Source organism: Mesorhizobium cantuariense (assembly GCF_042647205.1).
Lineage (GTDB): Bacteria > Pseudomonadota > Alphaproteobacteria > Rhizobiales > Rhizobiaceae > Mesorhizobium > Mesorhizobium cantuariense.
In genome coordinates, this window is sequence record NZ_JBHRVD010000001.1 from 4,259,617 (window position 1) to 4,273,513 (window position 13,897).

At 65.1% G+C, this 13,897-nt stretch carries 3 protein-coding genes; 1 reads left to right on the plus strand and 2 read right to left on the minus strand.

Annotated features, from left to right (window positions below):
* Positions 1-26 precede the first annotated feature (26 nt).
* Together ACFOJ9_RS20645 and ACFOJ9_RS20650 are read right to left on the minus strand one after the other, a co-directional pair.
* Entirely contained in the window at positions 27-6,080 is a 6,054-nt protein-coding gene (locus ACFOJ9_RS20645) for a translocation/assembly module TamB domain-containing protein (protein ID WP_378980805.1), read from the minus strand.
* Positions 6,081-6,083: 3 nt separating this feature from the next.
* Complete coding sequence (locus ACFOJ9_RS20650; protein WP_378980808.1) at positions 6,084-8,006, minus strand: autotransporter assembly complex protein TamA; 1,923 nt, start codon at positions 8,004-8,006, stop codon at positions 6,084-6,086.
* A 271-nt stretch (positions 8,007-8,277) separates the two neighbouring features.
* Between ACFOJ9_RS20650 and ACFOJ9_RS20655 the strand changes: the two genes are divergently transcribed.
* Entirely contained in the window at positions 8,278-13,776 is a 5,499-nt protein-coding gene (locus ACFOJ9_RS20655) for an alpha-2-macroglobulin family protein (RefSeq protein WP_378980810.1), read from the plus strand.
* The last annotated feature ends 121 nt before the right edge of the window (positions 13,777-13,897 follow it).

Consider the following 13,897-nt stretch of genomic DNA (forward strand, 5'->3'; position numbering starts at 1 on the left):
ATAGGGCCAAAAGCCCTATCGAAATATCAATATTCCTTCTCGTAGAAAATGCCGCCTTTGGCTTCGCCGGCATCATTGGCCTCGCCGCGCAGCTTGACGCCGCGCCCGACATTGAGGTCGATCGTCGCCTTGCCCGAGCCCGGCTTGTCGCCCTTCTGGATCGTCACATAGGTACGGTCGTTGAGATATTTGCCGGCCGAAACCGCCGTGCCGCCCTGGTCGTCCGTGGTGACGTCGAGATCGTCGACGCCGATGGCGCTGCGCAGGTTTTCCAGCAGCGACGTCGAGCCGCCGACACCGGCCAGTTGTCCGGCGGCCTCGGCGAGCTGGGCGATCTGCAGCGGCGACAGGTTCGACATCGAGCGGCCGAAGATCAATTGCGCCAGCACCTCGTCCTCGGGCAGCGCCGGCACCGAGGAGAAGGTGAATTTCGGATTGGTCGCCTCGCCCGACACCACGATGGTGACGGTGGCGCTGGTCGTCGTCGTGGTCGCTGTCAGGTTGAGATAGGGCACCAGCGAGCCGGAGAAGCCGACCGTGCCTTCGGTGAAGGTCAGCCGCTTGCCGAGGATCGACAGCCGCCCGCGCTGCAGGGTGAAGGTCCCGACCGCTTGCGGCGACGATGCCGGGCCGGTCAGCTTCAGCGAGCCACCGAGTTCGGCATCGACGCCCCTGCCCTGGATGAAGATCTGGTTCGGCGCGTTGACCGTGACATCGAGCGCAAGGCCGGTGCCGCCGCCCTTGCCGCTGGTCGTCGGCGGCCGCAGCGCCTTGTCCTGCGCCTTGACCGCGCCCGGCGCGTTCTTGTGCTTGACGTCGAGCGCCGCCAGCGAGCCGGGCAATTTGTCCGGAACCGTGATCACGGTCTTGGCGAGGTTGACGGTGCCGGCAATCACCGGTGCGGACGTCAGCGGTCCCTTGATCGTCAGGTCGCCGCCGAGATTGGCGGTTACCACCCTACCGTCCGTATAGCGGCCGTCGACCAGCTTGATCGACAGGTCGGCCGGGAAGCCCTGTGCGGGATTGATACCGACCGTGCCGCTGGCCGACAGGCTGCCGCGCGTCGACAGCGTTCCGGTCAGCCGGTTTATCCTGGCGACGCCGCTGGCGATCGAGATATCGGCGGCGAGATCGTTGACGGCGAGGCCCGAGCGCGCATCGACCAGGCGCGCACCGGAGGTGGTAACGCTGCCGCCGATGACAGGCGACGAAGCGGGACCACGCACCTGCACGTTGACATTGGCGGTTCCAGACAGCGACAGACCTTGCGCGGCGAGCTTCTGGCTGAGCAGGTCGAAGGGCACGGCGCCATTGAAGTCGAGTGCCAGCGCCGGCGTGCCTGCCGTCGCTACGGTGCCGCCACCCTTGAGGCCAAGGCCGGCCCCATCGCTGACATTGGCGTTGAAGGTCAGCTTGTTGGCGCCGAAGGTGCCCGACGAGGAAACACTCACCGCGCCGACACCAGCACCTCGGGTCTGCGATGTCTGCACGCCGGCCGCGTCGATGTTGAAAGCAATTGCTGGGCTCGCCGGAGCACCCGTCACCTTCACCGTGCCCGAAATCGAGCCGGCGGCGTCGAGCCCGGGCGAGAAACTGTTGGCGAGCGACATCGGCACCCGCGCCAGCGTCGCATTGATGTCGAGCGCCGTGCTGACCTTGCCGGTCACCGTTGCCGTGCCGCCGCCGAGGTTGAGCACCAGCCGATCCAGTGTCGTCGTGCCGTTGGCAATGCTGACGGTCGAGGCCTGGGCTATGGCCGCCTTGATGCCCTGGACGGTCGCCTGGCCGGACGCGAGCTCGATGGTCGTCGTGCCATTGGCCACTTTCACGCGGCCGGCGGCCTGTGCCGGAATGCCCTTGACGGTTGCGCCGCCGGAGAAGCCGGTCCAGTCACCGTCACGCTTCAAATCGACATCGATGCCGCTGATCACGGTGCCTCCTGACGTGACGGTGTCGGCGCGGATCTTTCCGGAGATCACGGGTACTGCCAGATAATTGGCGACCAGCGCATCGATAGAGACGGCTTTCGCCTGGAGGTCGCCGCGTGAGATCGATGCCGTCGCCGCCTTGATCGCGACCTGCGGCGCGGTGCCGTTCTTCGAGAAAGCAATCGTGCCGCGTATGTCGCCTTCGGCCTTTTCCAGCGCCAGTGCCGCCAGCGGGCCGATATCGGGCAGGTCGAGCGCGATGGTGCCGACCGGCACGAACTTCTCGTCCAGCGCCAGATCGCCGGAAATCCTGTTCTTGCCCAGCGACAGCAGCAGGCCGTTGATGGCGCTCTTGCCGTCCGCCGTCGCCAGCACCGCACTGCCTTGCAGCACCTGGCCGGCGACATTGCCGGTCAGCAGCACATTCGCCGCCGGGTTGGCGGCATCGGCCTTGCCGGTGGCGGTCAGCTTCAGCCCGGTGATCTCGCGCGATGCCACCAGCAGCCTGTCGCTGTCGACCGTCAGTGACAGATCCGGCGCGGTGGCCGGCCCCTGTGCGTTCAACGCAAAGGCGATGGCGCCCTTGGCATCTTTCGACAGCAGCGAAATGTCGCTCAGCGCACCCTTCATGTCGGCGGCGACCTTGTTGTCGGCAAGGCTGGCTTGCCCTTCGGCAGTCAGCGCGCCCGAGGCCAGCTGCAATCCATCGACATTGACGTTGCCCGACGCATCGCGCTTCAGCGCAGCGCTCAGTTCCGCGCGCTCGGCAAGCACGCCGCGTAGCGCTGCCGGCAGCGCCGTCGAGGCGGCATCGGCTTTCAAATTGAGGTCGATGGCGCCGTCGGCCAGCGATACCCGGCCGTTAAAGCCACTGTTCAGCGCATCGCTCGTCACCGAGCCGCTGTCGATGGTGATGACGTCCGTGGCCAGGCTGCCGGCAACCTTGGCCGTGACCTTGCCGGCGATCAGCGGCGCGATGGTCGGATTGTCGAGACCGATCTTTTCCGCCGACACCGTGCCGGAGATCGGCCCTGTGCGAGCCTTCAGGTCAAAGGCATCGGAATGCAGGGCGACCGCGACGCCTTCGACCTTGGCCAGGTTGGTGGCCACCGAAGGCAGCATCGCCGAAATGTCGAGCCGGGGCTGCGTGCCCTGCCCCGCAGCCTTTACCGAAAGCGCCTGCAACTCGAGCTTGATTGGGCTTTCCGCGCTGCCCAGCGTCAGCGGCAGGCTCGGACCGGTCGAATTGAGGTCGAGGGCGAAATCGCTGGCACCGTTCGGGTTGAGGATGCCGGTCGCCTTGCCGGAAATCTCGTCGCCGGTCAGCGTCGCATGGTCGAGCACAACACCGCCGGCCATGGTGTAGCTCCCGGCCGCGTCGACAGCGAGCGGCCCGAGCCCGGCCTGGCGGGTCTGGCTGGTTTCGACGCCAGCCAGCTGCGCGTTGAAACGGACGTCGGGAGCGGCCGGCGATCCGGCCACCTGCGCTGTGCCGTCGAGCGTACCCACGGCATCGAGGCCGGGCGAGAAATCATTGGCGAGCGCTGCCGGCAGTGCCGAGAACTGCGCCGCGAGGTCGAGCGTCTGGCCAGCAGTACCGGACAAGGTCACCGAACCGCCGCCGACATCGAGCGCCAGTCTTTCGATGCTGGCCGTGCCGTTGGCGATGCTCAGCGTCGAAGCTTGAGCGATCGCCGCCTTGATGCCACGAATAGTGGCTTCGCCCGAGGCGATTTCGACGCTGGTCGTGCCGTCGGCGATCTTCACCCGGCCGGCAGCGGTCGCCGGAATGCCCGATATGGTGGCGCCGCCGGTGAAATTGGTCCAGTCGCCGTCGCGCTTCAGGTCGACGCCGATGTCGCCGATTTCGGTGGTTCCGGAGGTGACGCTGTCGGCCTTGATCGAACCGGCGATCGCCGGCGCCTTGAGATAGTTGGCGATCAGGGCATTGACGCTGATGGCCTTGGCCGTCACCTCGCCGCGCGCGATCGACGTGCTCTTCGCATCGATCGCGACCGAGGGTGCGTCGCCCTCCTTGGCAAAGCGGATGGTGCCGTCGATGTCGCCCGTCACCGCCTGGCCGGCAAGGGCAGCCAATTGGTCGATAGCGGGCGCGTCGAGCGTCAGCGTGCCCAAGGGCATGAATTTGTCGTCAAGCGCGAGATCGCCCGAGACCTTGTTGTCGCCCAGCGAGACCAAAAAACCATTGATCGAACGCTTGCCTTCGCTCGTCACCAGCGCCGCCTTGATGTCGAGCGGCTGATCGTTGACGGAACCGGTCAGCGAGACAGTGGCGGCGGGGTTGGCGATGTCGGCCTTGCCGCTCGCCGTCAGCTTGATGGCCTTCACCGTGCGGCCCGAGGCGGTCAGGCTGTCGCTATCGGCGGAGATCGTGAAATCCGGCGCCGTCATCGCGCCGCTTGCCGACAGCGCGAAATCGACACCACCGGCAACCGGTACGCCGACCGTCGGCGACAGCACCGAAACATCGCCCAGTTTGCCCTTGATGTCGGCCTGGATGTCGGTGCCTTGCATGCTGGCCGTGCCGGCGGCGCTGAGCGTACCGGAAGTGAACTCGATCGAGTTGGCGGCGAAGGAGCCCTGCGGATCACGGGTCGCGGTGGCCGAGAATTTCACGCGGGCGCCGAGCACCGATGCGATCTGCTGCGGAAAGGCCGTCGCCACGGCATCCGCGTTCATCTTCAGCTGCATCGACAGGTCGGCAAGCGCCACGGTGGCTGTCAGCGAGGCATTGACCGCATCGGACCGCAATGTGCCCTGGTCGATGGCAATGGCGTCCTTGCTCACCGATCCGGCCAGGTCGACGTCGACCTTGCCGGTGATCAAGGGCGCCAGCGTCGCCACGTCGGTCTTGAGACCACCCGCTCCCAGCTTGACGGTGACCGGCCCGGCGTGGTTCTGGATATCGAAACCGTCGGAATGGATCTGCGCTGCCAGATCGTCCAGCCGCGTACCGCCGGCGACGATCGAAACGAAGGAGGCGCCGATGTCGATGATCGGCGCCTTGCCGTCGCCGAAGGCGCGGGCGGTGGCGTTGTCGATCGCCAGCGTGATCGGCTGCGCCTTGCTGCCGACGCTGATCACCACGGGCGGGCCCTTGGCGGCGAGTTCGACCGAAAGATCGCTGGCGCCGGCAGGATCGACGATGCCGGTGGCGGTACCATGCACCGTGTCGCTGTCGATGTTGGCGTGGTCGACACTGACACCACCGGCTGATGTGGCGGTGCCCGCGACATCGAAGCTGGTCTTGCCGGCAAACAGCGGCTTCAAATTCTCCGGCAGGAAGCGGGCGAAATCGCCGTCGCCCTTGGCCTCGATGTGATTGCCCTTGTCGGTCAGTTGATGGCGGCCCGTCAGCTGAGTGACAATGTTGCCGTCGACTGTGAACGTGCCGATGCCGTTCCAGTTGGCGAGCGGTCCCGTGCCCGAGACAATTATGTCGACCGGCGGCGTATCGGGCAGCTTGAGCAGATTGGCGATGATGCCGCCTGCCGGCTCCGAGGCCTTGAGGTCGAGATCGAGCCTGTTGTCTGCCGGCGCAAAGTGGATCTTGGCGTCGACATTGCCTTGCTTGCCGTCATGGCGGGTGACGTTGAGCGTCGTCTCGACCGCCAGCGGCGCGGCATCGGCCTTGAGCATGCCCTTGGCGGCGAGTTCGGCGATGCCGCTGCCGGCAAGGTCTTGCCCCAGCGCGATCTCGGGCAGGTCGATCTGCTTGATATCGAGCGAAACCGGCAGCGTCGTCGTGCCGCTGCTCTGCGCTGGCTGCGTGCTGGCCACCGGCAACCGGGCAAGCTCTATGCGCTCGGCCGCGATGCGATCGGCGCTGAAGTTTTTCGACAGCAGCGCCAGCGGCGACCAGTCGACGGCGACCTTGCGCGCCACCAGCCAGGCACCCTCGCGGTCCTCCAGCACGACATGGTCGACGCTGAGCGCCCCCGACCAGATGCCGTCGATGCCGCTGACCGTGATCTTGCGGTCGTCGCTCGACGCCATGCGCGAGATGATACCGGCGAGATTGTCGCGTCCGCGCTCGGTCTTGGTCAGCACCACGAGCGCGCCGATAGCGCCTGCGATCACGATCAGCAGCGTGTAAAGACCAATGCGGAGGATGCGCCAGACCGTCTTCATCGCTCAGAACGCCTGTCCGATGCCGGCATAGATGCCGAAACGCGGGTCGCCCGGATCGCGGTTGAGCGGCACGGCGGCGTCGATGCGCAGCGGCCCGAATGGCGTAACATAGCGCAGGCCGACACCGGCGCCGACCTTGACGTCGGAGAAATCGGGAACCGACTTGGTCGACACCGTGCCGGCATCGACAAACGGCACGATGCCGATCGTGTCGGTGATAGCGATGCGCATCTCGACCGAGGTTTCGAAGAAGGACAGACCGCCGATCGGCTGGCCGGTGAAGTCCTTGGGGCCGATGCCCTGATAGGCATAGCCGCGCACCGAGCCGCCGCCGCCGGAATAGAAGCGACGGTCGGCCGGCACGTGTTCGAGGCTGGTGCCGACGATCGAACCGATGGCGACACGTTCGGCCAGCACGAACTTCGAGGCTGAATCCAGCGACTGATAGGCCGATCCCTCGCCCTTCAGCTTGAGGAAGGTCGCACCGCTCAAAATGTCGTAGCTCGGCTCGGCATAGGCCAGCACGCGGAAGCCGCTGGTCGGGTTCAACCGGTTGTCCCTGTTATCATAGACATATTGCAGCGGAATACTGGCGATCAGGTATTTGTGCTTGCCGAAAGCGTCGTGGATGCGGGAATAGTCGAGCGCCACCTCGGCCGAAACCGTCTGCTTCTTGGTCAGTTCATAGGACAGGCCGGTGCTGCCCTTGACCGAGAAATGGTCATAGGCATCAGGATGTTCGAGCACGGTCTTGACGCTGGCGAAGAACTTCGATGCCGGCCCGATCACACCGGGTTTTTCGAACATGATACCGGCATTGTAGTTGAGCTCGCCGAGATCGTTGCTGCCGATGCCGCTGATCTTGCCGTCGATGCGCAGCTTCTCGGCCCGGCCAAACAAATTGCGGTGGCCCCAATAGCCTTCCAGGCCCAGCCCCTCGGTGTTGGAGAAGGTGCCGCCGACGCCGAAATAGCGCGGCTTGCGCTCGCTGACCTGGACGCCGATCGGAATGTTGCCATCGGCATCGAGCGTGTCGGCTTCCTTGAACGTGACGCTGTTGAAGACCTCGAGCGCCAGCAACCGGTCGCGTGCATCGTCGATCTCTTGCGGCGAGTACTGCCGGCCGCGCTTGAGGCCGGTCATGTATTCGGTGAAATCGCGATCGACCTTCTCGGTGCCTTCCACAGTGGTGTCGCCATAGCCGGCGACCGGCCCGGCGGCGACCGTCAGCGTCACGTCGAGCGTCGAAGTAGCATGGTCGGCGACGATCTTCCGGTCCGTCACCTCGGCCAGCGGCCTGCCCTCCTGCTTCAGCGCCCGCACGATCAGCGCCTCGGCCTTGAGCACAGCGCCGGATCCGGCATCGCCGCCGGCGATGAGGCCATAATCGGCGCTCCCTGCCGCGTCGCCTTCCAGCCTGATATTGCCCAAAGTGAATTTCGGTCCGCTGGCGATATCGATGACCACCGGGACTGGCTGCGGCCCCGTGAATTCAGCATCCGGCGGCAAATCGTCGAGCGGCTTGCCGTCGATGGTGACGGTCACGACGCCTTCGTAGCGGGCATCGGCATAGAGCGCGGCGACAAGCTGTTCGCGATCGCTGCGCGCCTTGGCCATCAGCCCAAGAGAGCCGGAAACCGGACGCTCCTCGTCACTTTTCAAGGTCGAGGCGTTTTCGAGCTTCTTGACCAGATCCTTGTCGGCGTCGGGTGCCGTGATGGTCACGGCATAGCGCAGCGGATCGACGATGTCGGCATCCTCGTCGCTGGACGATCCCCACAGCTTGATGCCGAAAAGCTCGAAAGCGGCCGCCGGCCGCAATTCGGCGACGAGCGCGGTCGAGCACATCATGGCCAGGAGCAGGGCGCGCGGAAGCGCACGCCCTGGCGCGCGACCTCCTGACATCTGCTCTTCATGCGCCGGCATTAAGACAACCTAGGTTATAAAACTAAAATTGGAATGAAGTTCTGAAGCGCTCGTAAAGGGGCCACAATCCAATTGTCTGAAATAGGATGGGCTTGGAATTCACACCTTTTGCGTCGCTGCAAGAAAGCGTGATCCCTGTCCTATGGAGGTACTACCGGCCATTGGCCGGAAAGGAAACCGTTGGCAGGCGGAACCCTGCCGCGTCCTTGTGTTGACAAGCTTGACTGAAGCTTGATCATGCCTGGACGTCAGCTGTGTCTGGAGGGGTGTTATGGCAATGCGCGCGGCTCGTGGTCTGTCGATCCTGATTCTTCTGTTTTTTGCCTGGGCCAATGTCTTAGCCTGGAGCGGTGCCGCGCAAGCGACCGAGGCCCGACGAATCACGACGACGGACAATTCCGATTATTTCGGTTTTGATCTCAGATCCGATCAGAATGTCACGCTCGACCAGTGCAAGACGACATGTCTGGGCGACCCGGCCTGCCGCGCTTTCACCTACAACAACAAAGCCAAATGGTGCTTCCTCAAATCCGACTACAACCAGCTGAAACCCTTCAACGGCGCGGTCGCCGGCAAGGTCGTCAACCTTGATGGCGATCCTGATATCGGCGCACCGCCGGAACTCGCCTTCTTCCCCAATTGGATGGCCGACCAGGCTCAGCAATACCGCAACAGGCTGCTCGGTCCGGCCTATGACAAACCGACCGAGGGCATGGCGGCCTTGATGAATGCCGCCGAGCAGGCTGTGCTTACCGGCGACCACCGCTCCGCCATGCTGAAATACGAGGCCGCGGTCTCGGTGCTGCCCGACGATGGCCAACTCTGGCTCAAGCTGGCGCGTGAAACGCTGGCCGTGCAACCGGCCGCCAACACCTCCGATGCCTCCACTTTGCCGGCAAACGGCACTTCGGCCGCTTTCAACGCCTACAAGCTGCTGCGCACCACCAAGACACGCGCCGACGTGCTGGCGCTGCTCGGCAACGGCCTCGACAAGCGCGATCTCTACCGGCCGGCCCTGCAGGCCTATGAAGCCAGCCTTGCGCTGAACCCTTCGCCGGCGGTCCAGGCCGACTATTCCGATCTCAAGGCGCGCAAGGGTTTCCGCGTCATCGACCACACCGTCGATGCCGACACCAGCGCGCCACGCATCTGCGCGCAATTCTCCGAGGATCTGGTCAAGACCGGCGTCGATTACGCGCAGTTCGTCACCGTCGACAATGCACCGCCCAAGGGCGTCGAGGCCAAGGACAAGCAAATCTGCGTCGAAGGGCTGGAGCACGGCCAGCATTACGACGTCACCTTCCGCGCCGGCCTGCCGGCGGCAATCGGCGAAGTGACTGCGGCACCCGTGGTGCTGTCGATCTATGTCCAGGACCGCGCACCGTCCGCCCGTTTCACCGGCGACAGCTTCGTGCTGCCGGCCGGCGCGCGCCGCGGCATCCCCGTCGTCACCGTCAACATGAACGCTGCCGAAATGAAGCTCTATCGCATCGGCGACCGTTCGCTGGCACAGCTTCTGTCGGGCTACCAGTTCCTGCACCAGCTCGACGGCTATGACATTTCCAACATTTCCGAGCAGATGGGCGCGCCGGTCTGGCAGGGCCAACTCGACATCGCCAACGATCTCAACAAGGAGGTCACCACCTCCTTCCCGGTCGACGAGGCGCTGCCGCAGCGCAAGCCCGGCGTCTATGTGCTGACCGCCCAGGCCGTCAACGACAAGAGCGACGACTACAATTCGATGGCCACGCAATGGTTCGTCGTCTCCGACATCGGCCTGTCGACCTATACCGGCCAGGACGGGCTCAATGTCTTTGCCCGTTCGCTGGGCAGCGCCAAGCCGATAGCAGGCGCCGAACTGACGCTGGTTGCCAGGAACAATGAGGTTCTCGGCACGGCGACATCGGATGCCGACGGCCACGCCGTCTTCAACCCCGGCCTGACACGCGGCGACGGCGGCATGGTGCCGGCCGTGCTGATGGCCAAGCAGGGCGACAATGATTTCGTCTTCCTCGACATGGCCCGGGCCGGCTTCGACCTGTCCGACCGTGGCGTTACCGGACGCCCGGCGCCCGGCGCGCTTGACGTCTATGCCTGGACCGAACGTGGCATCTACCGCGCCGGCGAGGATGTCCATGTCGCGGCCCTTGCTCGCGACGGCGCCGCCAAGGCGGTCGAGAACCTGCCGCTGACCTTCATCTTCTCGCGCCCCGACGGTGTCGAGAACCGCCGCATCGTCAGCGACGGCGCATCGGCCGGTGGCCATGCCGTCGACCTGCCGCTCGAACCCAACGCCATGCGCGGCACCTGGTCGGTGTCGATCTACACCGATCCCAAGCAGCCGGCGGTGGCCAGCCAGATGTTCCTGGTCGAGGATTTCGTGCCGGATCGCATCGAATTCGACATGAAGGCCGACAAGCAGGAGATTGCCCAGGGCGAAACCGCCAACATCAACATTGACGGCCGCTTCCTCTATGGCGCGCCGGCCGCGGGCCTGGCGCTGGAAGGCGAGTTGACGCTGTCGACGTCGCGCGACTGGGACCGTTTCCAGGGCTTTTCCTTCGGCCTCGCCGACGAGCAGTCGGCCGAACCCACGGTCACCCCCCTCGCCGATCTGCCCGTGGTTGGCGACGACGGCAAGGTGACCTTCCCGGTCTCCGTCGAGCAGCTGCCGTCGACCACCAAGCTGGTCGACGCCAAGGTGACGGTCAGGATGCGCGAAACCGGTGGCCGCGCCATCGAGCGTTCGCTCAACATCGGCATCCGCCCGCAAGGCCATATGATCGGCATCCGTCCGGATTTCGCCGACAATGAAGTGCCGCAGGGCGGCACGGCTAAGTTCAGCCTGATCGCCGTCGATCCCGACGGCAAGCGTGAGGCGCTGAACGGCGCGCAGTGGACGCTGGTCAAGGTCGAACGCAATTACCAGTGGTACCGCTCCAACAATTCCTGGAATTACGAGCCGGTCACCTTCACCAAGTCGATCGCCAACGGCCAGATCGACCTCAGCGCCGATGGTGACGCAACGGTCTCCGTGCCGGTCGATTGGGGCCAGTACCGGCTTGAGGTCGAAACATCGGATCCCGAGGGACCGGCGACCAGCTATGAATTCGATGCCGGCTGGTATGTCTCCTCGACCACCACCGAAACGCCTGACGGCCTCGAGATCGCCCTCGACAAGGACAATTATGCCGCCGGCGAAGTGGCCAAGCTGAAAGTCTCGCCGCACTTTGCCGGCGAACTTCTCATCAACATCGGCTCCGACAAGCTGTTGAAGACCGTCACGGCGTCAGTGCCGGCCGGCGGCAGCACCGTTGACATTCCGGTCGGCGACGACTGGGGCGCTGGTGCCTATATCACGGCAACCCTGTTCCGGCCGGGCGAGGCGCAGGAAACGCGTATGCCGGCCCGCGCCATCGGCGTGAAATGGCTGAAGGTCGATCCGGGCTCGAAGAAGCTCGCGGTCACCCTGACGCCGCCGGACAAGACCATGCCGCGCCAGCAGCTGTCTATCCCGGTTTCCGTCGCCGGCGTGCAGCCGGGCAGCAATGCCTATGTCATGGTCGCCGCCGTCGATGTCGGCATCCTCAACCTGACCAACTACAAGGCGCCGGATCCGGAGAACTGGTTCTTCGGCCAGCGCATGCTGGGCATGGAAATCCGCGACATCTACGGTCGCCTGATCGACGGCTCGCTGGGCAACACCGGCAAGCTCAGGACCGGCGGCGACGGCGCCAACATGCAGGCGCAAGGCAGCCCGCCGACCGAAAAGCTGGTCGCCTTCTTCTCCGGTACCGTCGAGCTCGATGCCGACGGCAAGGCGCGGATCGACTTCGACATTCCGCAGTTCAACGGCACCGTGCGCGTCATGGCCGTCGCCTGGACCAAGGACGCGGTCGGCCACGCCCAGTCCGATGTGATCGTGCGTGATCCCATCGTCATCACCGCCGGCCTGCCGCGCTTCCTGGCGCCTGGTGACGCCGCCGTCATGCGCCTCGATGTCGCCGACACCGATGGGCCTGCCGGCGACTATGCGCTGTCGATCGAAACGACGGGCGACCTGTCGACGGGCGACAAGCCCTTGCCTCAGAAGCTGACGCTCGCTCAGGGCAAGCGCCAGACGCTGACCGTGCCGCTGATCGCACAGACGGCCGGCAATGCCTCGCTCACCATCAAGCTTGCCCATGCCGACGGCACCAAGGTGGAGCAGACGCTCTATGTGCCGGTGCGCCCGGCGCAATTGCCGGTCACCACGCGCCTGGTGGTCGACCTCAAGGGCAATGGCGGCGCGCTGCGCGTCGACAAGGAGCTGCTGGCGGCAAGCCTGCTCGACGGCGCTTCCGTCAGCGTCGGCGTTTCGCAAGCAGCCGCCTTCGACGTGCCGTCGCTGTTGATGACGCTCGACCGCTACCCCTATGGGTGCGCCGAGCAGACCACCAGCCGCGCCATGCCGCTTCTCTACGTCAATGAGTTGGCATCCGGCATCGGCATGGCCAGCGATCCCGACATCCATGGCCGCATCCAGGACGCCATCTACAAGGTTCTGAGCTACCAGGCCTCGGCCGGCAGCTTCGGTCTGTGGGGTCCGGGCTCCGGCGATCTGTGGCTCGACTCCTATGTCACCGACTTCCTGACCAGGGCGCGCGAGCAGAAATACGACGTGCCGAGCCTGGCCATGAACCAGGCGCTGAGCAACCTGCAGAACTCGCTCGGCTACGACCAGAGCGTACAGGACCGCGGCAGCGAGATCGCCTACGCCCTCTACGTGCTGGCCCGCAACAAGAAGGCCTCGATCGGCGATCTGCGCTACTATGCGGACACCCAGCTCGAAGCTTTCTCGAGCCCGATGGCTGTTGCCCAGCTGGCGGCGAGCCTGGCGCTCTACGGCGATACGCCGCGTGCCGAAGCGACGTTCAAGACTGCCCTGCAACTCGCCAAGTCGACCACCGACTACGACTACTACCGCTCCGACTACGGCTCGCGGCTGCGTGACGGTGCGTCGATGCTGGCGCTGGCGGCGGAATCGAAGCCGGTGCCGACGATCGTGCCGGAGCTGATCAAGCTGGTGACCAGGCAACGCGCCGAAGCCCGCTGGACCAGCACCCAGGACGAATCCTGGATGCTGCTGGCGGCCCGCGCACTGAAGGAAGGCAATGACTCGATCACGCTGGCCGTCAATGGCGCGCCGCATGCCGGCGGCTATTCCAACCAGGTCAACGGCAGTGACCTGATAGCCAGCCCGCTGACCATCGCCAACACCGGCAAGACCCCGCTGCAGGCCGTCGTCACCACGGTGGCGTCGCCGATCCAGCCCTTGCCGGCCGGTGGTGACGGCTTCACCATCAGCCGCACCTACTACAAGCTCGACGGCACCGAGGCCAATGTCACCGAGGCAACGCAGAACGAGCGCTACGTCGTCGTGCTCAAGGTCAACGAGCAGAACAAATGGCCCTCGCGCCTGCTGATCACCGACCTGTTGCCGGCCGGCTTCGAGATCGACAATCCGGGCCTGGTGTCCAGCGCCCAGTTGACGAACTTCTCGTGGCTGGCGCAGACCGATGCGGCCCATCTCGAATTCCGCGACGACCGTTTCGTCGCGGCGTTCAACCCGGCCGACGGCGAACACGACCACAATTTGACGCTTGCCTATGTCGTGCGTGCGGTGACGCCGGGCACCTATGCGCACCCGGCGGCGACGGTGGAGGACATGTACCGGCCGCAATATTCGGCCCGCACCGCCACCGGCATGATGGAGATCAAGGCGCCGTAAGGCGCCGATGATGACGATCATGATCAGGACGACGGCGCTGCCCCTCATCCGCCTGCCGGCACCTTCTCCCCGTATAGTGACGGGGAGAAGGGGACTGTCGCGATCGTCGGCACCTGTTCTG

Bases quoted from the DNA above. Each gene is read 5' to 3' on its own strand.
- ACFOJ9_RS20645 (WP_378980805.1), bottom strand. From the start codon at position 6,080: ATGAAGACGGTCTGGCGCATCCTCCGCATTGGTCTTTACACGCTGCTG.
- ACFOJ9_RS20655 (WP_378980810.1), top strand. From the start codon at position 8,278: ATGGCAATGCGCGCGGCTCGTGGTCTGTCGATCCTGATTCTTCTGTTT.
- ACFOJ9_RS20650 (WP_378980808.1), bottom strand. From the start codon at position 8,006: ATGCCGGCGCATGAAGAGCAGATGTCAGGAGGTCGCGCGCCAGGGCGT.